The sequence below is a fragment of the Streptomyces sp. cg40 genome, assembly GCF_050320165.1.
Taxonomy (GTDB): Bacteria; Actinomycetota; Actinomycetes; order Streptomycetales; family Streptomycetaceae; genus Streptomyces; species Streptomyces hokutonensis.
This window is the reverse complement of sequence record NZ_CP190128.1, coordinates 8,110,747-8,136,219: the sequence shown is the minus strand read 5'-3', so window position 1 is coordinate 8,136,219 and position 25,473 is coordinate 8,110,747. Positions and strand designations below refer to the sequence as shown.

The following is a 25,473-nucleotide window of genomic DNA, read 5'->3' as shown; positions in this document are numbered from 1 at the left end:
TCTTCCGGTTGACGGTCCGAAAACCCAAACGGAATGTCACGGCGGGCGACGGGGAGGGCCAAGGCAGGGGGTTCCGCAGGCTGCTGGGGACCGGGTTCAGGCCAGTGGTACAGGGCTAAACGGAAGGTCGGAGGGGGGTGGGTCGGCGAGTGGGCCGGGGTCACGTCGGCGGAGTGCCGGAGTCACATCAGCGGAGTCAGGAAGCGGCGGAGGATCTCCTCGTAGGCGGCCGGGTCGGCGTTCCACATGGCGCCGTGCGGGGCCCGGGCGACCGGCTGGAGGGTGATCAGGTCGGGGCGGCGGGCGGCGAAGCGGCGGGAGAGGGACCAGGGGGCGACGGTGTCGTCGGGGCCGTGGAAGATCAGGGTCGGGACCTTGAGCCGGGCGGGGTCGGCGGCCTCGGCGATGCGGTCGCCGTGCAGACCGGTGCGGCCCTGGGCGGCGCGGACCGCCAGCGGCAGCAGCGCGCCCGGGGTGTGCCGGGCGGTGGCGAGGGCGCGCAGCGTCGTCTCCCAGTCGAGCACCGGCGAGTCCAGCACCAGGCCGGAGACGCGGTCGCGCATCCCGGAGTGGGCTGCGGCGCGCAGCGCCATGGTGGCGCCGGTGGACCAGCCGTACAGGACGACGTGCTCGGCGCCGTAGCGCACGGCGTAGCGGATCGCGGCGTCCAGGTCGCGCCACTCGGTCTCGCCGAGGTGACCCAGGCCGTCGGGGTTGCGGGGTGCGCCGAGGTCGCCGCGGTAGGAGGGGGCGAGCACGGGGAAGCGGTTGCGGTGCAGGAACTCCATGACGTTCAGGGCGAGTTCGCGGGTGGCGGCCAGGCCGTGCACCGCGATCACCCAGGTGCTGCGCGCTCCGGGGACGAACCACGCGGGCAGGGAGCCGAGTTCGCCGGGGATGTCGATGTCGGCGTGGTCGAGGCCGAGGGCGGCGCTCGGGTTGCCGATGTGGACGTTGGGGGTGAGCCACACCTTGTCGCGGGGGTGCAGGGTGCCGTGAGTGACGCGTTCGAGGCGGCGTACGACGGTGTCGGCGGAGGGGGCCGCCGTGTCGACGACGGGGCCGACGACCGCGTGGGAGCCGTCACCGGCGAGGCCGTAGGTGCCGGGGCGCAGCGAGGCCAGGTCCCGGGTGAGGGTGATCTGGCCGGCGGCGGTGGCGTGCACCGTGAGCCGGGGCTCGGTCGGCAGGGGGCGGCCGGGCGGCGCCTTCAGCGCGGCGTCACTGGCGTACCGGCCGGCGGCGACGCCCACCGCACCGGCCGCGAGGGCCACGGAGACGGCCGCGGCCGTCGCTTTGACTGTGCGCACGGCACCAGTGTCCCGGCGGACCGGGCTACCGGCCAGCCGGAGGAGGCACGGATGGACACGGGCCGGGGAAGAACCGGGGCGGGGAGGGAACAACCCCGCCAGCCGTCTCGGTTCCGTCCGCCCCACCGACCCGCCGGCCCACAGACCCCGCCGGCCCACCGACCCGTTGAGCCGCCGACCCCACCGACCGACCTCAGCTCCACCACCCCCCGGTCAGCGCACCCCGCTCACCCTGCTCCCGTCACCCCCGCCGCTGCCCGTACCCCCGCAACCGCTCCCCCGCCTCCTCCACCTGCTCCCCCGACAACAACGTCGGCGACAGCCCGGGCACCGACGACGCCGTCAGCCACAACCGGCACATCCACTCCAGCTGGGCCGTGCGGTCGTAGGCCTGGTCCAGGGAGGTGCCGTAGGCGATCGTGCCGTGGTTCTGGAGGAGGCAGGCGGAGCGGTCGGTGAGGGCCTGGAGCATGTTCTCGGCCAACTCCTCGGTGCCGTATGTCGCATACGGGGCAACCCGGACCGGGCCGCCGAGGGCGCCGGACATGTAGTGGATCGAGGGGAGTTCGGGGACGAGGGTCGAGACGGCCGTCGCGTGGACGGCGTGGGTGTGGACGACGGCCCGGGCGTCGGTGTTGCGGTAGACGGCGAGATGCATGGGCAGTTCGCTCGTCGGGAGCAGGGTGCCGAGGACCTGTCGGCTGTCGAGGTCGACGCCGACCGTGTCGTCGGGTGTCAGCCGGTCGTAGGGGACGCCCGACGGTGTGACCAGGACGATGTCGCCGACGCGCACCGAGACGTTCCCTGAGGTGCCGACGACCAGGCCGTCGGACACCGTCCGGCGGGCCGTGACGACGAGTTCGTCCCAGGCGTCCGCCTCCTCGGGGCGCACACGCCGCCGCCACGGCTCCCCCACAGCCTGTGCGCCCTCTCCGACGTCCCGTCCACCCCGCTCGTCCCGCCGCCGTTCAGCCATGCCGCGATCCTGCCAGCCGGTTCCCCAACACGCGCTCGGGCGAGGGCACTTTAAGCCGGAAGCCACACATCGGAAAGAGTACATATAGGCATGTAACGCCCACTCAGGCCGCTTGGCCGGAGACCGATCGGCGTCGACAGATCTTCCAATAGCCTCTGGGGGATTTGTCGTGCACGCCGCCATTCCCGGGGGGAAACATGGCCCGTGATCGCAAACCGCCCCGCCGCCGTGCGCACCGCCTCACACGCCGCGGCACCCGTCACCGCACCCGCCTCGTCGCGGCCGTCGCCGCACTCACTGCCGGCGGAACCGTACTCGCGCTCGCGCTCGCCGAGATCCCGGCCGCCGCCGCGAGCCCCGCCAAGGGGCACGACGTCTCCTCGCACCAGAAGAACGTGAACTGGCCGAGCGCGAAGGCGAAGGGCGCCACGTTCGCCTACGTCAAGGCGACCGAGTCGACCAACTACGTCAGCCCCTACTTCGCGCAGCAGTACAACGGCGCCCGCGCCGCCGGCATCATCCGGGGCGCGTACCACTTCGCACTTCCGAACAAGTCGTCGGGCACCACCCAGGCCGCGTACTTCGTGGCGCACGGCGGCGGCTGGAAGGCGGACGGCTGGACGCTGCCGCCGGCGCTCGACATCGAATACAACCCGTACGACAAGAAGCACGGCTGCTACGGCCTGAGCAAGGCGAAAATGGTCGCCTGGATCAAGGCGTTCAGTGCCGAGGTGAAGCGGGAGACCGGCCGCCGCCCGGTGATCTACACGACCGCCCACTGGTGGAACACCTGCACGGGCAGCAGCACCGCGCTGGCCTCGACACACGCACTGTGGATCGCCCGCCACGAGTCGGCGGACGCGGGCTCGCTGCCCGCCGGCTGGTCGTACTGGACCTTCTGCCAGTACGCCAACAGCGGCGGCCTGCCGGGTGATCAGAATCTCTTCAACGGGTCCTTGAGCCAGCTGAAGAAGTTCGCCCGGGGTTACTAGCCCGTACAGACACTCCAGAGACCCCCTCAGTTCATCTTCCGTTCACCCAGGTTTCCTACGGTCAACGCACCAATGACCTCGAACGATTGCCTGGGTAAATGGAAAGCTTCTCGCTGATTCTCGCGATTGTGGTGATCACCGCACTCGCGTTCGATTTCACGAACGGTTTCCACGACACCGCCAACGCGATGGCCACCACCATCTCGACCGGCGCACTCAAGCCCAAGGTCGCGGTGGCCATGTCGGCCACCCTCAACCTGGTGGGCGCTTTTCTCTCCGTGGAGGTCGCCAACACGATCTCCAAGGGGCTTGTCGACGAGAGCGGCATCCGTCCCGAGGTCATCTTCGCCGCCCTGGTCGGCGCGATCCTCTGGAACCTGGTGACCTGGCTCGTCGGCCTGCCGTCCAGTTCCTCGCACGCCCTGATGGGCGGTCTGATCGGCGCCACCATCGCCTCGGCCGGCACCGGCGCGGTCCACGGCGACGTCCTGGTCACCAAGGTGCTGCTGCCCGCGGTCGCCGCCCCGGTCGTCGCGGGCGTCGCGGCGCTGCTGGCGACCAGGTTCTCGTACGCGCTGAGTCGGAACTCGGACGGCAAGGCCGCCGACAAGGGCTTCCGCGTCGGCCAGATCGCCTCCGCCGGCCTGGTCTCGCTGGCCCACGGCACGAACGACGCGCAGAAGACGATGGGCATCATCACCCTCGCCCTGATCGCCGGCGGCTCCATCGCCCCCGACTCGGACCCGCCCACCTGGGTCATCCTCTCCGCGGGCCTCGCCATCGCGATGGGCACCTACATCGGCGGCTGGCGCATCATCCGCACCATGGGCAAGGGCCTGACCGACCTCCGGCCGCAGCAGGGCTTCGCCGCCCAGACCAGCGCCGCCGCGGTCATCCTGGCCTCCTCGCACATCGGCTTCTCCCTCTCCACCACGCACGCCGTCTCCGGCTCCGTGATGGGCGCGGGCCTGGGCCGCAAGGGCGGTGTCGTCCGCTGGTCGACCGCCACCCGGATGTTCGTCGCCTGGGGCCTTACGCTGCCGGCCGCCGCGCTCGTCGGCGCGCTCGCCGAGTCCGTCACCGACCTCGGCGACTGGGGCACCGCGCTGGTGGCCGTCTTCCTGGTCGCCTCCAGCACCGCGATCTGGCTGCTCTCCCGCCGCCAGGTGGTCGACGCCTCGAACGTCAACGAGTTCGAGGAGCCGGCCGGCGTGGTCACCGCCGCGATCGCCGCCGTCACCCCGCCCCCGTCGGTCGCCCTCTCCGAGGGCCTCACGGCGACGATCCCCTCGCCGCCCGTGACCCCGGCCCCCGTCGCCACGCCCGACCCGGCCACCCCGGCGCCGCCGCCGGCCGCCGCCGTCTGAGCCCGCGCCCCCGGTTAGAAGGAACGAATCAGCATGGACATCGACTGGGCAGCCCTCGGCTCCGTCTTCGGCGTCAGCCTCGTGGTCACCGTGGCCCTGGTGGCCGTCTTCACCCTCGGCATCACCGCCCTCTCCCGCCGCGAACGGGCCACCGCCCAGGGCGACTCCGCGACCCTCGCCCTGACCGGCGCCTACGCCTGCTTCGCGGCCTGCGCTGCGGCGGTGGCGTACGGGATCTACATCATCGTGGCCTGACCGGCCGCCAGTTGGACCCGGCGTGGGGTGCGGGACGGATCACCGTCCCGCACCCCACGTCTTCGTGCCCCGAGGACGACCCGTGCGACCACCCGCGTGTGGGCATCAGCACACTCCTCCCCCGCAGGTCAACAGCAAGTTGACGCCCCTTCCAACACCGTGGTGGACTGCCGGAGCCATGTACGGCGGCAGGAGAGGAAGCCGGTGTGAATCCGGCGCGGTCCCGCCACTGTCACCGGGGTAGACACCCCCGGGAGCCAGGAACTCTCACCGCCGGTCTCGTCGAACCAGGGCGTGGACACCCTGAGTGAGGACATACCGCCATGCTCGGCTGCCGTTCGAGGTCCCGTACCAGCACAGTGCCCGACTCAGCGATCGGCTGACCCGGTGCGTGCCGATCGCGTCTTCGCGTACGGCGCCGCCGCCGGCCTCCTCGGCGACCACCTGCTCGGCGATCCCCGCCGCGGGCACCCGGTCGCCGCGTTCGGCCGTGCCGCCGGCGCCGTGGAACAACTTCTGTGGCGCGACCACCGAGGCTGGGGCGCCCTGCACACCGCCGTGTGCGTGGGCGGCACCGTCTCCCTCGCCGCCGCGGCGACTTCGGCCCTACGACCGTCCCGTACGGCCTCTGCCGCCCTCACCGCCGCCGCCACCTGGGCGGTCGTCGGCGGGACCTCCCTCGCGCGCGAGGCCGGGATCATCGCGCGTGCGCTGGAAGCCGGTGACATCGAGGCCGCGCGGGCGCGGCTCCCGCACCTCTGCGGACGCGACCCGCAGGCCCTCGACGCGGACGGGATCGCCCGGGCCGTCGTCGAGTCCGTCGCCGAGAACACCTCCGACGCGGTGGTGGGCGCCCTGGTGTGGGGCGGCATCGCCGGTGTCCCGGGCCTGCTCGGCTTCCGGGCCGTGAACACCCTGGACGCCATGGTCGGCCACAAGTCGGCCAAGTACCGCCGCTACGGCTGGGCTTCGGCCCGCCTCGACGACGTCGCCGGCTGGCCGGGCGCCCGCCTCACCGCCGTCCTCGCGACCGTCGCGGGCGGCGACCCGCGCGGAGCGGTACGCGCCTGGCGCTCCGACGCTCCCAAGCACCCGAGCCCCAACGCCGGTCCCGTGGAGGCGTCCTTCGCGGGCGCCCTCGGCGTACGCCTGGGCGGGACGCTCTCCTACGGCGGCCGGGTCGAGCACCGGCCCGTGCTCAACGGCGCCGGACGCGCCGTCGCCGTACCGGACATCGACCGTGCCGTACGGCTGTCCCGGCGCGTCGGCTGGCTCGCGCTCGGGGTCGGTGTCGCCGGACGGCTCCTCGTGAAGGGACGCACGTCATGAGCGGCGGCGGGCTGTTGGTCGCGGGCACCACCTCGGACGCCGGGAAGAGTGTCGTGACCGCCGGGATCTGCCGGTGGCTGGTGCGGCAGGGCGTGAAGGTGGCGCCGTTCAAGGCGCAGAACATGTCCCTGAATTCGTTCGTGACGCGCGAGGGTGCCGAGATCGGCCGGGCGCAGGCCATGCAGGCACAGGCCTGCCGCATCGAGCCGACCGCCCTGATGAATCCGGTCCTGCTGAAACCCGGCGGCGACCGGACCAGTCAAGTCGTCCTCATGGGGAAGCCCGTGGGCGAGATGAGCGCGCGTGGCTATCACGGGGGACGGCAGGAGGCGCTGCTCGGCACCGTGCTGGACTGCCTGGCCGAGTTGCGGGGCACGTATGACGCGGTGATCTGCGAGGGGGCCGGCAGTCCGGCCGAGATCAATCTGCGGCGGACGGACATCGTGAACATGGGCATCGCGCGCAATGCGCAACTACCCGTTCTCGTCGTCGGCGACATCGACCGAGGGGGCGTCTTCGCCTCCTTCTTCGGGACGGTGGCGCTGCTGAGCCCCGAGGACCAGGCCCTCGTCGCCGGGTTCCTCGTCAACAAGTTCCGCGGCGATGTGTCGCTGCTGGAGCCGGGGTTGGAGATGCTGCACGGCCTGACCGGGCGGCGGACGTACGGTGTGCTGCCGTTCCGGCACGGGCTCGGGATCGACGAGGAGGACGGGCTGCGCATCTCGCTGCGCGGGACCGTCCGCGAGTCGAACACCGCACCGCCGGTCGGCGAGGACGTGCTGCGGGTCGCCGTCTGCGCGATCCCCCTCATGTCCAACTTCACCGACGTGGACGCGCTGGCCGCCGAACCGGGCGTCGTGGTGCGGTTCGTGGACCGGCCGGAGGAGTTGGCCGACGCCGACCTCGTCGTGATCCCCGGGACCCGGGGGACCGTGCAGGCGCTGGAGTGGCTGCGGGAGCGGGGACTTGCGGACGCCCTTGTCCGTCGCGCTTTGGAACAGCGGCCGATTCTCGGTGTCTGCGGCGGCTTCCAGATCCTCGGCGAGCACATCGAGGACGAGGTCGAGAGCCGGCGGGGCTCGGTCGACGGACTCGGAGTACTCCCCCTGCGCGTGCGCTTCGCGCGCGAGAAGACCCTCACCCGGCCGGTGGGCGAAGCCCTCGGCGAGACGGTCGAGGGGTACGAGATCCACCACGGGGTTGCCGAAGTCCTGGGCGGAGAAGCCTTCTTGGACGGCTGCCGGGTCGGTCAGACCTGGGGCACGCACTGGCACGGCTCACTGGAGTCGGACGGGTTCCGGCGAGCGTTCCTGCGCGAGGTGGCCGCCGCCGCGGGGCGCCGGTTCGTGCCGGCCGCCGACACCTCGTTCGCCGCGCTGCGCGAGGAGCAGCTCGACCGGCTCGGCGACCTGATCGAACAGCACGCGGACACGGACGCGCTGTGGCGGCTCATCGAGTCCGGCGCGCCACAAGGACTGCCTTTCATTCCACCGGGAGCGCCCGCATGAGCACAGTGTTGTTGTTGTCGACCGCCGACACGGATCTGCTGGCGGCCCGGGCCTCCGGCGCCGGGTACCGGATCGGCAACCCGTCCCGCGTGGACGCCGCCGAGGAGCTGCCCGCGCTCCTCGCGGGCGCGGACCTCGCCGTCGTACGACTGCTCGGCGGCAAGCGCGCCTGGGAGGACGGGCTCGCCGCGCTCAAGGCCTCGGGGATTCCGACCGTGCTGCTGGGCGGAGAGACCGTCCCCGACGCCGAGTTGATGGCCGAGTCGTCGGTACCGGCGGGTGTGGTGGCCGAGGCACTGCGCTATCTCGTCGAGGGCGGTCCCGACAACCTCACCGAACTCGCCCGCTTCCTCTCGGACACCGTGCTGCTCACGGGCGAGGGTTTCGAAGCGCCGCGGAAGATGCCCGAGTTCGGCGTCCACGGCGAGCGTGCCTTCGTCGAGGGCCGCCCGACCGTCGGCGTGCTCTTCTACCGGGCACATCACCTCTCCGGCAACACCTCCTTCGTGGACACGCTCTGCGAGCAGATCGAGGCGAAGGGCGCCAACGCCCTTGCCGTGTACTGCGGTTCGCTGCGCGGTGCCGACTCCGGGCTGTACGAGATCCTCGGCAGGGCGGACGCGCTGATCGCCACCGTCCTCGCCGCGGGCGGTACGCACGCCTCGCAGGCCTCGGCCGGCGGTGACGAGGAGGCCTGGGACATCGGCGCCCTCGCCGACCTCGACGTACCGGTGCTGCAAGGACTTTGCCTTACCTCGTCCAGGGCGGCCTGGGACGAGTCCGACGCCGCCCTCTCCCCCATGGACGCGGCGATGCAGGTCGCGATCCCGGAGTTCGACGGGCGGCTGATCACCGTCCCCTTCTCCTTCAAGGAGCAGGGCCCCGACGAGGTCCCGGTCTACGTCGCCGACCCGGAGCGGGCCGGACGGGTCGCCGGAATCGCCGTGCGGCACGCGAAGTTGAAGCACAAGCCGAACGCCGAGAAGAAGCTCGCGCTCGTCTTCACCGCCTACCCGACCAAGCACTCGCGGGTCGGCAACGCGGTCGGCCTGGACACTCCCGCCTCGGCGGTACGAGTGCTGGACGCGCTGCAGGACGCCGGGTACGGGGTCGACGAACACCCGGACAACGGGGACGAGTTGATCCACCGGCTCATCAACGCCGGTGGCCACGACGTCGAATGGCTCACCGAGGAGCAACTCGCCGCCGCGCCCGCGCGGGTGCCGCTCGCCGACTACCAGGCGTGGTTCGACAGGCTCGAACCCGACCTCAGGCAGGGCATGTTGGACGCGTGGGGAGAGCCGCCGGGCAGCCTCTACGTCGACGGCGACGACATCGTGCTGGCGTCCCTCCAGTTCGGGAACGTCGTCGTGATGATCCAGCCGCCGCGCGGCTTCGGCGAGAACCCGATCGCGATCTACCACGACCCCGACATGCCCCCGTCGCACCACTACATGGCCGCCTACCGCTGGCTGGACAACAGCTTCGGCGCGGACGCGATCGTGCACATGGGCAAGCACGGCACGATGGAATGGCTGCCCGGCAAGGGACTCGGTCTGAGCAGCGGCTGCGCGCCGGACGCCGTGCTCGGTGAACTCCCCCTGATCTACCCGTTCATCGTGAACGACCCGGGCGAGGGCACCCAGGCCAAGCGGCGCGGGCACGCCACGGTCGTCGACCACCTGGTGCCGCCGATGGCGCGTGCCGACACGTACGGCGACCTGGCGAAGCTGGAGCAACTCCTCGACGAGTACGCCCTGGTGTCCGACCTGGACCCGACGAAGGCACCGGCCGTCCGCGCGCAGATCTGGACGCTGGTGAAGGCCGCCGAGCTCCACCACGACCTGCATGTGGACGACCAGCCGGACGACGCGGCGTTCGACGAGTTCGTGATGCACATCGACGGCTATCTGTGCGAGATCAAGGACGTGCAGATCCGCGACGGCCTGCACATCCTCGGCGGCGGCCCGGTCGGCGAGGCGCGCGTGAACCTCGTGCTCGCGGTGCTGCGCGCCTCGCAGGTGTGGGGCGGGCAGGCCAACGCGCTGCCGGGGCTGCGGGCCTCGCTGGCCGAGCATTTCGGGCTGGTCGAGAAGGAGTTGCTGGCCGAGCCGGGCGCTCCCGTGAAGGTGCCGGTGGAGCTGACGGATCTCGTCGAGGGCCCGGCCCGCTCGGCGGCCGACGCGATCGACCTGCTGGAGCAGCTGTGCCGCCGCTTCGCGGAGGGCATGGAGGCCCAGGAGTGGGACGTCACGGCCGTCCCGGCGCTCGTGCGTGCCGTCATCGGCGCCGAACTCCCGGACGCCGTCGCGGTGTTGGAGTTCGCCTGCGACGAGGTGGTTCCCCGCCTCGCCCGCACCACGGACGAGATCGACCACATCCTCAAGGCGCTGGACGGCGGTTACGTCCCGGCGGGTCCGTCCGGTTCCCCGACCCGCGGTCTGGTCAACGTCCTGCCGACCGGCCGGAACTTCTACTCGGTCGACCCCAAGGCCATTCCGTCCAGGCTGAGTTGGGAGGTCGGGCAGGCGCTGGCGGACTCACTCGTGCAGCGCTACCTCCAGGACAACGGCGAGTTCCCCAGGTCCGTCGGCCTCACGGTCTGGGGCACGTCCGCGATGCGTACCCAGGGCGACGACATCGCCGAGATCCTCGCGCTGCTGGGCTGCCGTCCGGTCTGGGACGACGCCTCGCGCCGGGTGACCGGCTTCGAGGTGGTCCCCGTAACGGAGTTGGGCCGGCCGCGCATCGATGTCACCGTGCGGATCTCCGGCTTCTTCCGGGACGCGTTCCCGCACGTCGTCGGGCTGATCGACGACGCGGTACGCGCCGTGGCCGACCTGCCGGAACCCCCCGAATCCAACTACGTCCGCGCGCACGCCGACGAGGACACCGCCGAGCACGGCGACCGCCGCCGGGCCACGGCCCGTATCTTCGGCTCCAAGCCGGGCGCGTACGGCGCCGGTCTGCTGCCGCTGATCGACGCCCGCAACTGGCGCAGCGACGCGGATCTCGCCGAGGTGTACGCGGTGTGGGGCGGCTACGCCTACGGGCGCGGCCTCGACGGACGGGCGGCGCGCGGGGACATGGAGACGGCGTTCCGGCGAATCGCCGTAGCCGCCAAGAACGTCGACACCCGCGAGCACGATCTCGTCGACGCCGACGACTACTTCCAGTACCACGGCGGCATGGTCGCCATGGTGCGGCACCTGACGGGCGCGAGCCCCGAGGCGTACGTCGGCGACTCGGCCACCCCGGACCAGGTGAAGACCCGCACGCTCGGCGAGGAGACGCACCGCGTCTTCCGCGCCCGGGTGGTCAACCCCCGCTGGATGGCGGCGATGCGGCGCCACGGCTACAAGGGCGCCTTCGAGATGGCGGCGACCGTCGACTACCTCTTCGGCTACGACGCGACGGCCGGGGTCGTCGACGACTGGATGTACGAGAAGCTCAGCGCGGAGTACGTCTTCGACCCGGAGAACCGGGACTTCATGAAGAAGTCCAACCCCTGGGCGCTGCGCGGCATCACGGAACGGCTCCTCGAAGCCGCCGAGCGCGGTCTGTGGGCCGAGCCGGACGCGGACACACTGGAGCGACTGCGGGCCACCTATCTGGAGCTCGAAGGCGACCTGGAGGGCGACGACCAGTGACAACTCCCTTTCCGTTCACGGCCGTTGTCGGCCAGGACGATCTGCGGCTCGCGCTGCTGCTGAACGCCGTGTCGCCGGCGGTCGGCGGGGTGCTGGTGCGCGGCGAGAAGGGCACCGCCAAGTCGACGGCCGTGCGCGCCCTTTCGGCGCTGCTGCCGGAGGTCGCCGTCGTCCCGGGCTGCCGTTTCTCCTGCGATCCGGCCGCCCCCGACCCGGCCTGCCCGGACGGACCGCACGAGACCGGCCCCGGCACCCAACGCCCGGCCCGCATGGTCGAGTTGCCGGTCGGCGCCTCCGAGGACCGGCTCGTCGGCGCGCTCGACATCGAGCGGGCACTCGCCGAGGGCGTCAAGGCCTTCGAGCCGGGCCTGCTGGCCGACGCGCACCGGGGGATCCTGTACGTCGACGAGGTCAACCTCCTCCACGACCACCTGGTCGACCTGCTGCTGGACGCGGCGGCGATGGGCGCGTCGTATGTCGAACGCGAAGGCGTCTCCGTCCGGCACGCCGCGCGCTTCCTGCTCGTCGGCACGATGAACCCCGAAGAGGGCGAGCTGCGGCCCCAGTTGCTCGACCGTTTCGGGCTGACCGTCGAGGTCGCCGCTTCCCGCGAGCCCGACCAGCGGGTCGAGGTCGTGCGGCGCAGGCTCGCCTACGACGACGATCCGGCCGGTTTCACCGAGCGCTGGGCGGACGAGGAGTCCTCCGTACGGGCCCAGATCGTCGCCGCGCGTGCGCTGTTGCCGTCCGTGCGGCTGGGCGACGGGGCGCTGCGGCAGATCGCGGCGACCTGTGCGGCCTTCGAGGTGGACGGTATGCGCGCCGACATCGTGATGGCGCGTACGGCGACCGCGCTCGCCGCCTGGGCCGGACGGACCGACGTGCTCGCCGAGGACGTACGGCAGGCCGCGCTGCTCGCGCTGCCGCACCGCAGGCGGCGAAATCCCTTCGACGCGCCGGGACTTGACGAGAACAAGCTCGACGACACGTTGGAGGAGTTCGCCGAGCAGGAGCAGGCGCCCGAAGATGATGATCCGGGGCCGGACGGCCCCGATGACTCCGGTGGAGGTGGCGGGCAGCCGCCGGCCTCCGACTCCGACGGTCCGCAGGGCGGTGACACCGGCGCACAGCCGGAAGCCGGCGAGAACGGTCGGCCGCAGCCTTCCGGTTCCGGCGAGCAGCAACCCGTGCGCGCCTCCGAGCCCTTCCGTACCAAGGCGTTGAGCGTGCCGGGCATCGGCGAGGGTGCCGCCGGGCGGCGTTCGCGGGCGCGGACCGAGCACGGGCGGACCACAGGGGCCCGGCGGCCCCAAGGGGCGCTCACCAAGCTGCACTTGGCGGCGACCGTGCAGGCCGCGGCACCGCATCAGCTGGCGCGCGGACGGGCCGGGCGCGGTCTCGTCGTGCGCCGTGACGATCTGCGGCAGGCGACGCGGGAGGGGCGTGAGGGCAACCTCGTGCTGTTCGTCGTGGACGCCTCCGGGTCGATGGCGGCCCGGCAGCGGATGAGCGCGGTGAAGGGGGCCGTGCTGTCGCTGCTGCTCGACGCGTATCAACGGCGGGACAAGGTGGGGCTCGTGACCTTCCGGGGGGCGGCCGCCGATGTGGCGCTGCCCCCGACCTCCTCCGTGGACGCCGCCGCCGTACGGCTGGAGTCGTTGCCGACCGGTGGGCGGACGCCGCTCGCGGCCGGGCTGCTCAAGGCGCGGGACGTGCTGCGGGTGGAACGGCTGCGCGATCCCGCGCGGCGGGCGCTGGTGGTCGTGGTGACCGACGGGCGGGCCACCGGTGGGCCCGAGCCGGTCGCGCTGGCCGGGCGGGCGGCGCGGCTGTTCGCGGCCGACGGGGTCGCCTCCGTGGTCGTGGACTGCGAGTCGGGGCCCGTACGGCTGGGCCTGGCCCGGCAGTTGGCCGGTGAGCTGGACGGCACGGCGGTGACGCTCGACGAGTTGCGGGCCGACTCGATCGCCGGGCTGGTCAAGGACGTACAGAGGAGGGCCGCGTAATGCCGCAGGGGCAGCCGAGTGTCGTACCGGACGACGGACTGACGACCCGTCAGCGGCGGAATCGGCCGCTGGTGATCGTGCACACCGGCATCGGCAAGGGCAAGTCCACCGCCGCTTTCGGGCTCGCCCTGCGCGCCTGGAACCAGGGGTGGCCGATCGGGGTGTTCCAGTTCGTCAAGTCGGCGAAGTGGAAGGTCGGCGAGGAGAACGCCCTTCGGGTGCTGGGGGCTTCCGGCGAGGGCGGGTCCGTCGACTGGCACAAGATGGGCGAGGGCTGGTCCTGGGTGCAGCGCGACTCCCAGATGGACAACGAGGAGAAGGCGCGCGAGGGCTGGGAGCAGGTCAAGCGGGACCTGGCCGCCGAGACGTACCGGCTGTACGTGCTCGACGAGTTCGCGTACCCGATGCACTGGGGCTGGGTGGACACGGACGAGGTCGTCGACGTGCTGCGGAACCGGCCCGGAACCCAGCATGTCGTGATCACCGGGCGGAACGCGCCCGAGAAGCTCGTCGACTTCGCCGATCTCGTGACCGACATGTCGAAGGTCAAGCACCCGATGGACGCCGGTCAGAAGGGCCAGCGGGGTATCGAGTGGTGATGTCTTCCGTGCCTCGGCTGGTCATTGCCGCGCCCTCTTCGGGCAGCGGCAAGACCACCGTCGCCACGGGGCTGATGGCCGCGTTCGCCGCGCGGGGGCTCGCCGTGTCCCCGCACAAGGTCGGGCCGGACTACATCGACCCCGGGTACCACGCGCTCGCGACCGGGCGGGTGGGGCGGAACCTCGACGCGTACCTGTGCGGGCCGGAGTTGATCGGTCCACTGTTCGCGCACGGGGCGCGCGGATGCGATCTCGCCGTCGTCGAGGGTGTGATGGGGATGTACGACGGGGCCGCGGGCGAAGGGGAGTTGGCGTCCACGGCCCATGTGGCGAAGCTGCTGCGGGCGCCGGTCGTCCTCGTCGTCGACGCGTCCTCGCAGTCCCGGTCCGTCGCCGCGCTGGTGCACGGGTTCGCGTCCTGGGATCCGGAGGTGCGGGTCGGGGGCGTGATCCTGAACAAGGTCGCGTCGGACCGGCATGAGGAGTTGCTGCGGGAGGCGTTGGACGCTGCCGGGGTGCCGGTGCTCGGTGTGCTGCGACGGGCGCCGCAGGTGGATACGCCGTCCCGGCATCTGGGGTTGGTGCCGGTCGCGGAACGTCAGTCGGCCGCAGTGGAGGCTGTTGCGGCGATGGCGGCGCAGGTGCGCGAAGGCTGTGACCTGGAAGCCCTGTTCGCACTGGCGCGAAGTGCGGGCGCGTTGACGGGTGAAGCGTGGGACGCCCCGGTCACCGGCACAACACAGCATGAGGTGATCGCAGTTGCGGGCGGCCCCGCCTTCACCTTCTCCTACGCCGAGCACACCGAGCTCCTCACCGCGGCCGGTGCCGAGGTCGTCGTGTTCGATCCGCTCCGGGACGAACAACTCCCGGACGGGACACGCGGGTTGGTCATCGGAGGCGGGTTCCCCGAGGTGTACGCCGCCGAGCTGTCCGCGAACGAGCCGTTGCGGAAGGCCGTCTCGGCGCTCGCGGACAGCGGCGCTCCCGTGGCCGCCGAATGCGCCGGACTGCTGTACCTGTGCCGGGAGTTGGACGGGCGGCCGATGTGCGGGGTGCTGGACGCCACCGCGCGGATGAGCGAGCGGCTGACACTCGGCTACCGGGACGCCGTCGCGCTGAGCGACAGTGTGCTGGCCGTGGCCGGGACGCGGATGCGGGGGCACGAGTTCCACCGGACCGTCGTCGAGCCCGGCTCGGGGGCGGCTCCCGCCTGGGGGGTGCGTGCGCCCGAGCGGCGGGTCGAAGGTTTCGTACAACAGGGTGTGCACGCGAGTTATCTGCACACGCACTGGGCGGCCGAGCCCGGTGTGGCCCGTCGGTTCGTGGAGAGGTGCCGGACGTCATGAGCAGCAGCAGGTTGATCGGAGTCGGGGTGGGTCCCGGCGATCCGGAGCTGGTGACCGTCAAGGGCGTCAATGCTCTGCGCGCCGCCGACGTCGTCGTGGTGCCGGTCATGGACACCGGTGAGCGGGGGCGGGCGGAGGCGACGGTTCTGCATTACGTGCCCGCGGAGAAGGTTCTCCGGGTCGTCTTCGCGCTCAACGAGCGGACCGACCGGGCCCGGCGCGAGGCCGCCTGGGACGCGGCGGGGGCGAAGGTCGCCGAGCTGCTCGCCGCGCACGAGGTCGTCGCGTTCGCCACCATCGGGGACCCGAACGTCTACTCCACCTTCACCTATCTCGCCCTGACCATCGGGGAGTTGGTGCCGGGGGTCGTGGTCGAGACCGTGCCCGGGATCACCGCGATGCAGGATCTCGCCGCGCGCTCCGGGGCCGTGCTCACCGAAGGGACCGAACCCCTCACCCTCGTACCGGTGACCGCCGGGTCCGCCGTGCTGAAGGACGCGCTGGCCGGGCCGGGGACGGTCGTGGCGTACAAGTTCGGGCGGCAGGCGGCGGAGGTCGCCGAGGCGCTGCGGGAGACCGGGCGGATCGAGGACGCGGTGTGGGGGTCGGCGCTCGGGCTGCCCGAGGAGTCGATCCGGCCGGCCGCCGAGCTGGACGGGGAGCAGCTGCCCTATCTGTCGACGCTCATCGCCCCCGCGCGGCGCGAGGGCGGGCGGGGCGGGAAACTGTGACGCCCCGAAGATCAGGCCGCCAGGCCGACCACCAGCCAGATGAACGCCGCCCCCGCGACCGTGCACAACAGGGTCGCGGGCGCGGGGTGTTCGTGGTGGGCCTCGGGGAGGATCTCGGCTGCGGCGAGGTAGAGGAGCACGCCTCCGAAGAAGCCCAGATAGCCGCCGAGCAGCCCCTGGGGGATGCTCAGGAACGCCGTCGAGGCGGCGCCCGCCACCGGGGCCGCCGCGTCCGCGACCAGCATCGCGATCGCCTTGCGGCGGGCGTTGCCGTACAGGCTCGTGATCGTGTACGTGTTGAAGCCGTCCGCGAAGTCGTGGGCGATGACCGCGAGCGCGACCGCCGTGCCCATGCCACCGCCCACCTGGAACGCGGCGCCGATCGCGACCCCGTCCATGAAGCTGTGGCCGACCATCGCGGCGGCGGCCGTGAGGCCCACCTCGGGCGCGCGGCCGTTGTTCTCTTCCGCGCCGTGGGAGGCCTGGCGGGCGGCGAGTGTGCGTTCGACCAGATGGGCCACGAGGAAGCCGGCCACGAAGAGCAGCAGGGCGGCCGGTACGCCGAAGACCTCGCGGCCCGCCGCACGCAGCGCCTCCGGCAGCAGATCGAGGCCCACGACGCCCAGCATCAGGCCGCCGGCCAGGCCCAGGACGAGATGGCGGCGGTCGGTCACGCGCTGTGCCGTCCAGCCGCCGGCCAGCGTCATCAGGAACGCGCCGAGCGCGACGAAGACCGCCATAGGCCCCTTGCTATCCGATCAACCCCTGTTCGCGCACATCCTGGGCCACTCCAGCCCCACATGCACTGACGTTCCCGTTCCGTTTATCCCGCTTGTCCGTTTGTCCCGCTTGAAAGGATCCGACCCCATGGCCGATACCGATGCCACCGTCGGCAAGGTGACCTTCGTCGGTGCCGGCCCCGGCGCCGCCGATCTGCTGACGTTCCGTGCCGCGCGCGCCATCGCCGAGGCCGATGTCGTGATCTGGGCGGCCAGCCTGGTCCAGGCCGAGGTCCTCGACCACGCGCGCGAGGGCGCCGAGATCCTGGACTCGGCGACGATGTCGTTGGAGGACGTCGTCGCCGTGTACGAGCGGGCCGTGGCCGAAGGGCTGCGCGTCGCCCGTATCCACTCAGGCGACCCGGCCCTCTGGGGCGGTACTCAGGAGCAGCTCGACCGGTGCCGTGCGATCGGCATCGAGACCGAGATCGTGCCCGGTGTCTCCGCGTTCTCCGCCGTGGCCGCCCTCGCGCAGCGCGAGCTGACGATCCCCGAGGTCGCGCAGTCCGTCGTCCTCACCCGGCTCGGCGGCGGCAAGACGCCGATGCCGCCCGGCGAGGAGGTACGGGAGTTCGCGCGCCACGGCACGACGATGGCGATCTTCCTGTCGGCCGCCCGCAGCGGGCAGTTGGTGCGGGAGCTGCTGGAGGGCGGCTATCCGACGGACACGCCCGTCGTCGTCGCCTACCAGGCGACCTGGCCCGAGGAACTGATCGTGAAGTGCACGATCGCCACGCTGGAGGAGACCGTCAAGGAGCACAAGCTCTGGAAGCACACCCTCTTCCTGGTCGGCCCGGCCCTCGACGCCCACGGCACCCGCTCGCACCTCTACCACCCGGGTCATTTCCACGGCTACCGCAAGGCCGACCCGGAGGCCCGCCGCGCCCTGCGCTCGCGGGGTGCGAGCACATGATCACGGTCGTCGGTACGGGGACGGGAGCACGGGTTCCGGACGAGGTCCTGTCCGGTGCCCGGCTCGTCGTCGGCGGCCGGCGCCATCTGGCCTCCGCCACGGTCCCGGACGGCGCCGAGCGGATCGTCCTCGGCCCGCTCGCGCCCGCCCTCGACACCATCGAGGCGTACGTCGAGAAGAGCGAGCCGGTCGTCGTGCTGGCCTCGGGCGACCCCGGGTTCTTCGGGATCGTCCGGTCGCTGGCGGAACGCTTCGGCGCCGACGCCCTCGACGTCCGCCCCGGTGTCTCCTCCGTCGCCACCGCCTTCGCACGCACCGGCCTGACCTGGGACGACGCGGTCGTGGTCAGCGCGCACGGCCGCGATCTCCGTACGGCGGTCAACACGTGCCGCGCGCATCCCAAGGTCGCCGTGCTCACCGGCCCGGGCGCCGGCCCCGCCGAACTGGGCGCCGCCCTCACCCACCGCACCACCGGCCGCGTCCTCGTCGTCGCGTCCGCGCTGGGCTCCGGGGACGAGCGGGTGGAGCGGGTCACACCCGCCGAGGCCGCCGCCCGCGACTGGGGTACGGCGGTGAGCGTGGTCCTGTGTCTCGACGAGTCGCGGAGCCTCGGCGCCGCGCGAACGGTCGCCGGAGCCACCGTCGGACCGGCCCAATGGGCGCTGGACGAGCGGGAGTTCGAGCACCGGGACTCGATGATCACCAAGTTCGAGGTACGGGCGCTGGCACTGGCCCGGCTCGGGCCGCGGCTCGGTGAACTGGTCTGGGACATCGGCTCGGGCTCCGGTTCCGTGGCCGTGGAGTGCGCGCGGCTCGGAGCCGCCGTCACCGCGGTCGAGAAGACCCGGGACGGTGTCGAGCGGATCCGCGCCAACGCCGGGGCGCACGGCGTCGACGTCCACACCGTGCACGGGGCGGCGCCGACCGTGCTGTCCGACCTCGACGACCCCGACGCCGTGTTCGTCGGCGGCGGCGGGCGCGAACTGCCCGCCATCGTCACCGCGTGCGCGCGGCGGGCCCGGCGGACCGTGGTCGTCGCGATGGCCGCGCTGGACCGGGTACCGGCGGTGCGCGAGGCGCTCGGCGGCGCCGGGTTCGCGGTCGACGGCGTGCTGTTGCAGTCGTCCCGGCTCGCGCCCCTGCCCGGGGACGTGACCCGGCTGGCGGCCACCAATCCCGTCTTTCTGCTGTGGGGCGTCCGGCCTCCGGCATCTGTTGAAGGAGTTGCTCAGTGATCGGCCTCATCTCCGCCACCGCGGCGGGAGCGACGGCGCGCGACCGGCTGGCCGCCGCGTGGCCGGACCGTACGCGCGTCTACGAGGGCCCCGTCGGGGACGCCGTCCGGACCGCGTTCGCGGAGTGCGAGCAGCTCGTCTGTTTCCTCGCCACGGGAGCCGTGGTACGGCTGCTCGCCCCGCTGTTGGCCGACAAGCGGACCGACCCGGGTGTCGTGTGCGTCGACGAGGGCGGACGCTTCGCGGTCTCGCTGGTCGGCGGGCACGGCGGCGGGGCCAATGAACTCGCCGTGGAGGTGGGCGAGTTGCTGGCCGCGCAGCCCGTCGTCACCACGGCCACGGACGCGGTCGGGGTACCCGGCCTCGACACCCTCGGGTTCCCGGTGGAGGGCGATGTCGCGGGCGTCTCGCGAGCACTCCTCGATGGCGAACCGGTCTCCCTGGACGCCGAGTTGGCGTGGCCGCTGCCGCCCCTGAAGGTGTCCGCCAACGGCTCCTACGTCATCAGGGTCACCGATCGCGCCCTCGCCGCGCCCGCCGAACGGGAGGTCGTACTCCGGCCGCCGTCGCTCGTCGTCGGGGTCGGCGCGTCCAAGGGGGCGCCGGTGGACGAGGTGGTGGGGCTGATCGAGGGCGCGGTGCGTGACGCGGGGCTCTCGTTGAAGTCCCTCGCCGAACTCGCCACCGTGGACGCCAAGTCGGACGAGCCCGGCATCGTCGGGGCGGCGCAGCGACTCGGTGTGCCTCTCGTGACCTACTCCGCCGAGGAGTTGGCGGCCGTGGAGGTGCCCAACCCCTCCGAGGCACCCCTCTCCGCCGTCGGCACACCGTCGGTGGCGGAGGCCGCGGCTCTCGCGCTGGGGGGCGAACTCCTCGTCCCCAAGCGAAAGTCGGAACGCGCCGACGGGCGGCCCGCGATGGCGACCTGCGCCGTCGTACGGCGGCTCGCGCGCGGCCGGCTCGCCGTGGTCGGGCTCGGACCCGGCGCCCGGGACCTGCTCACCCCGCGCGCCAAGGCCGAACTCCGGCGCGCGGCCGTGCTGGTGGGGCTCGACCAGTACGTCGACCAGATCCGCGATCTGCTGCGGCCCGGGACGCTGGTCCTGGAGTCGGGGCTCGGCGCCGAGGAGGAGCGGGCCCGTACCGCCGTCGCCGAGGCGCGCAAGGGGCACGCGGTCGCGCTGATCGGCAGCGGGGACGCCGGGGTGTACGCGATGGCCTCGCCCGCGCTGGCGGAGGCCTCGGACGACATCGACGTGGTCGGAGTCCCGGGCGTGACCGCCGCGTTGGCCGCCGCCGCGATCCTCGGGGCGCCGCTCGGCCACGACCACGTCTCCATCAGCCTCTCCGATCTGCACACGCCGTGGGAGATCATCGAGCGGCGGGTGCGGGCGGCGGCCGAGGCGGACATCGTGGTGACGTTCTACAACCCCCGCAGCCGGGGCCGTGACTGGCAGCTCCCGAAGGCGCTCGCGATCCTCGCCGAGCACCGGGAGCCGGGCACGCCGGTCGGTGTCGTACGGAACGCCTCGCGACCGGACGAATCCGGCCGACTGACGACACTGGCGGCGCTGGATCCGGCGACGGTCGACATGATGACTGTGGTGACCGTGGGCAACACGGCCACCCGGGACATCGCCGGACGCATGGTGACACCGCGCGGGTACCGCTGGCAGGAGGTGGCCGAATGATCCCCGTGGACCGGGTGGTTCATCCGATCGAGGTGGAGTCGTACCGGCGGATGCGCGCCCGCCTGGACACCTCGCACCTCCCGCCGCTGACCCGTGCGGTCGTGGAACGCGTCGTCCACTCGGCCGCCGATCTCGCGTACGCGTCCGATCTCGTCCTGGACGAGGACGAGTTGGCGAAGGCGCACGGCGCGCTGCACGCGGGGGCGCCGGTGGTCGTGGACGTGGCGATGGTCGCGGCCGGCATCACCCTGCACCCGACCGTGTGCCGGCTGAAGGACGCCAGGTCCGGTCCCGGGCTGACGCGTTCGGCGCACGCGATCCGGCTCGCCCACGAGGAGGTCGGGCCCGGCGCCCTGTGGGTGATCGGCAACGCGCCCACCGCGCTGGAGGAGTTGCTGACCCTGGACGCCTCCCCCGCGCTCGTCATCGGGCTGCCCGTCGGTTTCGTCGGCGCGGTCGAGTCCAAGGCCGCGTTGCGCGAGAGCGGGCTGCCCGCCGTGAGCAACGTGTCCGAGAAGGGCGGTTCGGCGGTCGCCGCAGCCGCCCTCAACGCCCTGCTGTACCACCCTGCTTCACCTATCGAGGAGAAATCGTGACCACCCCGCCGCCCGCCCTGCTCATCGCCGGACACGGCACCCGGGACGAGGCCGGAGCCGAGGCGTTCCGGTCCTTCGTACGGGAGTTGGGCCGCCGTCACCCCGAACTGCCCGTCGCGGGCGGGTTCATCGAGCTGTCGCCGCCGCCGCTGGGCGACGCGGTGACCGAGCTGGTGGAGCGCGGGGTGCGCCGGTTCGCGGCCGTACCGCTGATGCTGGTGTCCGCCGGGCACGCCAAGGGGGACATCCCGGCGGCGCTGGCCCGGGAGAAGGAGCGGCACGCGGGGATCTCCTACACGTACGGCCGTCCGCTGGGCCCGCACCCGTCGCTGCTGAAGGTGCTGGAGCGGCGGCTCGACGAGGCGCTCGGCGAGTCGGTGCGGACGCCCGAGGACCGGGCCGATGTGACCGTGCTCCTCGTGGGACGCGGGTCGACGGACCCGGACGCCAACGCCGAGGTGCACAAGGCGGCGCGGCTGCTGTGGGAGGGGCGCGGCTACGCGGGCGTGGAACCGGCGTTCGTGTCGCTGGCGGCACCGGACGTGCCGAGCGGGCTTGACCGGTGTGTGAAGCTGGGCGCGCGACGGATCGTCGTGCTGCCGTACTTCCTGTTCACGGGCATCCTGCCGGACCGGGTGCGGCAGCAGACGGAGGGCTGGGCGGCGGCGCACCCGGAGACCGAGGTACGGTCGGCCGAAGTCATCGGCCCGGAGCCGGAGTTGCTCGACCTGGTGATGGAACGGTACCGGGAGGCGGTCAAGGGTGATCTGCGGATGAACTGCGACTCGTGCGTGTACCGCATCGCGCTGCCCGGCTTCGAGGACAAGGTGGGGCAGCCGCAGCAGCCGCACTTCCACCCGGACGACGACGGCCACGACCACGACGGCCACCACCACGGGCATCACCATCACGGTGGGCACGCCCATGCACACTGACAGAGCCCACGACCCCGCGCGCGACACCCATGACCTCCGTCATCACGGAGACGCCGAAGTCCGGGACGACGGCGCCCGGTTGACCGACCTGGCGGTGAACGTCCGCGCGGACACGCCCCCCGCGTGGCTGCGCGAGCGAATAGCCGGTTCGCTGACCGGTCTCGCCGCCTACCCCGACGGGCGGGCGGCGCGGGCGGCGGTCGCGGCACGGCACGGGCTGCCGGTGGACCACGTGCTGCTGACGGCGGGTGCCGCCGAGGCGTTCGTGCTGATCGCGCGTGCGCTGAAGGTCCGTCAGCCGGTGGTCGTGCACCCGCAGTTCACGGAGCCGGAGGCGGCGCTACGGGGCGCGGGGCACGCGGTGGAGCGGGTGCTGCTGCGGGAGACGGACGGTTTCCGGCTGACCCCGGGGGCCGTCCCCGAGGGTGCGGACCTGGTGCTGATCGGCAACCCGACCAACCCCACGTCGATCCTCCACCCCGCGGCCTCGATCGCCCGACTCGCCCGTCCGGGGCGGACGTTGGTGGTGGACGAGGCGTTCATGGACGCGGTGCCGGGCGAGCGCGAGGCGCTCGCGGGCCGGACCGACATCCCCGGCCTGGTGGTGCTGCGCAGCCTGACGAAGACGTGGGGTCTGGCCGGACTGCGGATCGGCTATGTCCTGGCCGCCCCCGAGACGATCTCGGAGCTTGAGCGGGCCCAGCCGCTGTGGCCGGTGTCCACGCCCGCGCTCGCCGCGGCGGAGGCATGCATGGAGGCACCGGCCCTCGCGGAGGCCGCCCACGCGGCCCACCGCATCGCCGCCGACCGCGCCCACCTCGTCGCCGGCCTCACCGAATTCGCCCCCGACGGCCTCCGGGTCACGGAACCCGCCGAGGGCCCCTTCGTCCTCGTCCGCGTCCCCAACGCGCTCGCCGTCCGCCGCCACCTGCGCGACCTGGGCTTCGCGGTCCGCCGCGGGGACACGTTTCCGGGGTTGGACCGGGAGTGGCTGCGGCTGGCGGTACGCGACAGGGCGACGGTCAACCACTTCTTGCAGGCGTTGGACCAGGCGGTGACGCTGGTCGGCCGGTGAGGGAATGAGCTTTTGTCGGCAACTTCTCGACCAACCGAGACAGGCGGGTGGGCGGGTGGGTAGGAAAGGTATTTGGCTCAGCCACGACGACGGCGCGCCATGATCACCGTTCCCCCGCCCAACGCCAACAACGACACCGCCCCGCCCGCGACGTACGGCGTCATGGATCCACCCCCGGTCTCGGCCAACTTCGCGCCCTCCGGAGCGCCCTGCGGCTGCACGTCGGTGGCGACGGAGGGTGACTCGCACGTCGCGCCCGCCAACGTCACCGTCCCCTCCACATCCGCCACGTTCAGCTTCAACGGGTTGACGGACAACTTGAGTTGGAGCGCGGTCGCAGCCGCCGTACGGGACGTGGTCGAGGTCTTGGACAGGTCGAGCCGCACCGACCCGACCCCCGGCACCTGAACCTCCGTAGGACCGCCGGCGGTCACCGTGACCCGCTTGCCGAGCACCGTCACGGAACCCGGCAGATGCGACGCGGCGACCGGCGCCTTCCCCGCCTCGCACGTCGCCCTGGACGTGACCGCGTCGACCTCGACGAGCGAGAGCAACGGCAACCCGGGCACATGGAGCCGGACATGGGCGAGGTCGGTGTACCCCTCGGCCTTCGTCGCGGACACCGTCGCCTTCGCCGTGGCGACATCCGCACTGAGCACACTGAAGGGCTGCCCGCCGTTCACCCCGTCCAACTGGGCGGAGAGCGCGGTCTTTTCGGCGTTCCCCGGCGCCTGGACCTCGTTGAGGGAGACGGAGAGCGGGACGTCCACCGTCTTGTTGAGCAGGGACACATCGAGCCCGGTACGGAGTACGACGGCGCTCGCGCGCCCCTGGTCGGTTCTCGCGTGGGCGGACCCCGCGCCGGCCAGCGTCGCGGGCCCGGCGGCGAGGACGGTGGCCGTGGCGACGGTGGCCCAACGGCGTGCGGGCATGCGGAAGTTGGTGCCGTTCAAGGTGTGGGACCCCCAGAAGAGACATGCTTGGGACCCGGTAAGAATTACCCACGAAGGGTGAACCGTCAGCGATCCTGCGTCACTTCACCCCATCGTGGGTTTTCCGTGAACGCATTCGAATCGGCTGGCGACTATTCGACCACCAGCCCGTTCAGCACCACCCGTCGCGGCGACGCCAGGACGCGCACATCGGCGCGCGGGTCCGCCTCGTACACGACGAAGTCCGCCGACGCGCCCTCTTCGAGCCCGGGCCGCCCGAGCCACCGCCGCGCACCCCACGCGGTGGCGGACAGCGCCTCCACGGCGGGGATGCCGGCGGTGACGAGTTCGGCGACCTCGGCGGCGACCAGGCCGTGGGCCAGGGACCCGCCCGCGTCGGTCCCGACGTACACCGGGACGCCGGCGTCGTAGGCGGCGCGCACGGTGTCGTAGCGCCGCTCGTACAGCCGGAGCATGTGGGCCGACCAGCTCGGGTACCTGCTCTCGCCGCCCTCGGCGAGCTTCGGGAAGGTCGCGATGTTCACGAGGGTCGGGACGATCGCCACGCACCGCGAGGCGAAGAGCGGGATGAGGTCCTCGGTGAGGCCGGTCGCGTGCTCGATGCAGTCGATGCCCGCCTCGACCAGGTCGCGCAACGCGTCCTCCGCGAAGCAGTGCGCGGTGACGCGCGCACCGAGCCGGTGGGCCTCGGCGATCGCCGCCTCGACCGCTTCTCGCGGCCAGCAGGCCGACAGGTCGCCGAGGTCGCGGTCGATCCAGTCGCCGACCAACTTGACCCAGCCGTCGCCGCGTTGGGCTTCCTGGCCGACGTAGGCGACGAGTTCGTCCGGTTCGATCTCGTGGGCGAAGTCGCGGATGTAGCGGCGGGTGCGGGCGATGTGCCGGCCGGCCCGGATGATCTTCGGGAGGTCCTCGCGGTCGTCGATCCAGCGGGTGTCGGACGGCGAACCGGCGTCACGCAGGAGAAGGGTGCCGGCGTCGCGGTCGGTGCGGGCCTGCGTTTCGGCGGTGGCCGCGTCCACGGGGCCGTGGGGGCCCAGGCCCACGTGGCAGTGGGCGTCGACCAGGCCGGGGAGGGTCCAGCCGTCGACCGTGCGGATGTCGTCGGCGGCGACGGGACGGTCGTAGGAGATGCGGCCGTCGATGACCCAGAGTTCGTCGCGGATGTCCTCGGGGCCCACCAGGACCCGGCCCTTTACGTGCAGCACCGGTTGATCGCTCATGGGA

General features: G+C 72.4%; 21 protein-coding genes and 1 riboswitch. Of the genes, 16 read left to right on the top strand and 5 right to left on the bottom strand.

Going from position 1 to position 25,473, the window contains the following annotated elements; genetic code table 11:
- Positions 1-182: 182 nt before the first annotated feature.
- Together ACQHII_RS36680 and ACQHII_RS36675 are read right to left on the bottom strand one after the other, a co-directional pair.
- Positions 183-1,310, bottom strand: a complete 1,128-nt coding sequence (locus tag ACQHII_RS36680; RefSeq protein WP_427923298.1) for an alpha/beta hydrolase family protein — start codon at positions 1,308-1,310, stop codon at positions 183-185.
- Positions 1,311-1,551: 241 nt separating this feature from the next.
- Positions 1,552-2,286, bottom strand: coding sequence for a class II aldolase/adducin family protein (locus tag ACQHII_RS36675; RefSeq protein WP_427923297.1), 735 nt, complete (start codon positions 2,284-2,286; stop codon positions 1,552-1,554).
- Positions 2,287-2,483: 197 nt separating this feature from the next.
- On the opposite strand from ACQHII_RS36675, the gene ACQHII_RS36670 reads away from it, so the two are divergent.
- The 10 genes from ACQHII_RS36670 (at position 2,484) to cobI (ending at position 16,069) form a co-directional block, all read left to right on the top strand.
- On the top strand, positions 2,484-3,278 hold the full coding sequence (locus ACQHII_RS36670; RefSeq protein WP_427923296.1) for a lysozyme: 795 nt from the start codon (positions 2,484-2,486) through the stop codon (positions 3,276-3,278).
- Positions 3,279-3,376: 98 nt separating this feature from the next.
- On the top strand, positions 3,377-4,645 hold the full coding sequence (locus ACQHII_RS36665; RefSeq protein WP_427923295.1) for an inorganic phosphate transporter: 1,269 nt from the start codon (positions 3,377-3,379) through the stop codon (positions 4,643-4,645).
- Positions 4,646-4,678: 33 nt separating this feature from the next.
- Positions 4,679-4,900, top strand: coding sequence for a hypothetical protein (locus ACQHII_RS36660; RefSeq protein ID WP_359605563.1), 222 nt, complete (start codon positions 4,679-4,681; stop codon positions 4,898-4,900).
- A gap of 146 nt (positions 4,901-5,046) precedes the next feature.
- Positions 5,047-5,186: riboswitch (cobalamin riboswitch) on the top strand.
- Positions 5,187-5,287: 101 nt separating this feature from the next.
- A complete protein-coding gene (locus tag ACQHII_RS36655; RefSeq protein WP_427923294.1) occupies positions 5,288-6,229 on the top strand; it encodes a cobalamin biosynthesis protein in 942 nt (313 codons plus the stop codon).
- Complete coding sequence (locus tag ACQHII_RS36650) at positions 6,226-7,737, top strand: cobyric acid synthase (RefSeq protein ID WP_427923293.1); 1,512 nt, start codon at positions 6,226-6,228, stop codon at positions 7,735-7,737. Before ACQHII_RS36655 ends, ACQHII_RS36650 begins: the two co-directional genes overlap by 4 nt.
- Positions 7,734-11,387 (top strand): cobaltochelatase subunit CobN, encoded by a 3,654-nt coding sequence (gene cobN, locus ACQHII_RS36645; protein ID WP_427923292.1) that lies wholly within the window; start codon positions 7,734-7,736, stop codon positions 11,385-11,387. The genes ACQHII_RS36650 and cobN overlap by 4 nt, the downstream gene beginning before the upstream one ends.
- Positions 11,384-13,393: a putative cobaltochelatase gene (locus ACQHII_RS36640; protein WP_427923291.1), complete on the top strand. Its 2,010-nt coding sequence runs from the start codon at positions 11,384-11,386 to the stop codon at positions 13,391-13,393. Before cobN ends, ACQHII_RS36640 begins: the two co-directional genes overlap by 4 nt.
- The gene (gene cobO, locus ACQHII_RS36635; protein ID WP_427923290.1) at positions 13,393-13,992 is read left to right on the top strand and encodes a cob(I)yrinic acid a,c-diamide adenosyltransferase; all 600 of its coding nucleotides are present in this window, start codon (positions 13,393-13,395) and stop codon (positions 13,990-13,992) included. The genes ACQHII_RS36640 and cobO overlap by 1 nt, the downstream gene beginning before the upstream one ends.
- Positions 13,992-15,338 carry a cobyrinate a,c-diamide synthase gene (locus ACQHII_RS36630; protein ID WP_427923289.1) on the top strand — a complete coding sequence of 449 codons (1,347 nt, stop codon included), beginning with the start codon at positions 13,992-13,994 and terminating at the stop codon, positions 15,336-15,338. Before cobO ends, ACQHII_RS36630 begins: the two co-directional genes overlap by 1 nt.
- Positions 15,323-16,069 carry a precorrin-2 C(20)-methyltransferase gene (cobI, locus tag ACQHII_RS36625; protein WP_427923288.1) on the top strand — a complete coding sequence of 249 codons (747 nt, stop codon included), beginning with the start codon at positions 15,323-15,325 and terminating at the stop codon, positions 16,067-16,069. Before ACQHII_RS36630 ends, cobI begins: the two co-directional genes overlap by 16 nt.
- Positions 16,070-16,080: 11 nt before the next feature.
- Here the strand turns inward: cobI and ACQHII_RS36620 are convergent, their stop codons facing one another.
- A complete protein-coding gene (locus ACQHII_RS36620) occupies positions 16,081-16,809 on the bottom strand; it encodes a ZIP family metal transporter (RefSeq protein WP_427923287.1) in 729 nt (242 codons plus the stop codon).
- A gap of 127 nt (positions 16,810-16,936) precedes the next feature.
- Between ACQHII_RS36620 and cobM the strand changes: the two genes are divergently transcribed.
- The 6 genes from cobM to cobC are packed head-to-tail and all read left to right on the top strand — an operon-like array spanning position 16,937 to position 23,293.
- Positions 16,937-17,761 carry a precorrin-4 C(11)-methyltransferase gene (cobM, locus tag ACQHII_RS36615; RefSeq protein WP_427923286.1) on the top strand — a complete coding sequence of 275 codons (825 nt, stop codon included), beginning with the start codon at positions 16,937-16,939 and terminating at the stop codon, positions 17,759-17,761.
- On the top strand, positions 17,758-18,996 hold the full coding sequence (gene cbiE / locus ACQHII_RS36610; RefSeq protein ID WP_427923285.1) for a precorrin-6y C5,15-methyltransferase (decarboxylating) subunit CbiE: 1,239 nt from the start codon (positions 17,758-17,760) through the stop codon (positions 18,994-18,996). The genes cobM and cbiE overlap by 4 nt, the downstream gene beginning before the upstream one ends.
- Positions 18,993-20,687 (top strand): precorrin-3B C(17)-methyltransferase, encoded by a 1,695-nt coding sequence (gene cobJ, locus ACQHII_RS36605; protein WP_427923284.1) that lies wholly within the window; start codon positions 18,993-18,995, stop codon positions 20,685-20,687. Before cbiE ends, cobJ begins: the two co-directional genes overlap by 4 nt.
- Before the next feature lie 5 nt (positions 20,688-20,692).
- Positions 20,693-21,283 (top strand): precorrin-8X methylmutase, encoded by a 591-nt coding sequence (locus tag ACQHII_RS36600; protein ID WP_427925492.1) that lies wholly within the window; start codon positions 20,693-20,695, stop codon positions 21,281-21,283.
- Entirely contained in the window at positions 21,280-22,218 is a 939-nt protein-coding gene (locus ACQHII_RS36595; protein ID WP_400974127.1) for a sirohydrochlorin chelatase, read from the top strand. Before ACQHII_RS36600 ends, ACQHII_RS36595 begins: the two co-directional genes overlap by 4 nt.
- Entirely contained in the window at positions 22,208-23,293 is a 1,086-nt protein-coding gene (gene cobC / locus ACQHII_RS36590; RefSeq protein WP_427923283.1) for an Rv2231c family pyridoxal phosphate-dependent protein CobC, read from the top strand. The genes ACQHII_RS36595 and cobC overlap by 11 nt, the downstream gene beginning before the upstream one ends.
- A gap of 77 nt (positions 23,294-23,370) precedes the next feature.
- On the opposite strand, the gene ACQHII_RS36585 is transcribed toward cobC, so the two are convergent.
- A complete protein-coding gene (locus ACQHII_RS36585; protein ID WP_427923282.1) occupies positions 23,371-24,246 on the bottom strand; it encodes an SCO1860 family LAETG-anchored protein in 876 nt (291 codons plus the stop codon).
- A 131-nt stretch (positions 24,247-24,377) separates the two neighbouring features.
- Positions 24,378-25,469 (bottom strand): amidohydrolase family protein, encoded by a 1,092-nt coding sequence (locus tag ACQHII_RS36580; RefSeq protein WP_427923281.1) that lies wholly within the window; start codon positions 25,467-25,469, stop codon positions 24,378-24,380.
- Positions 25,470-25,473 lie beyond the last annotated feature (4 nt).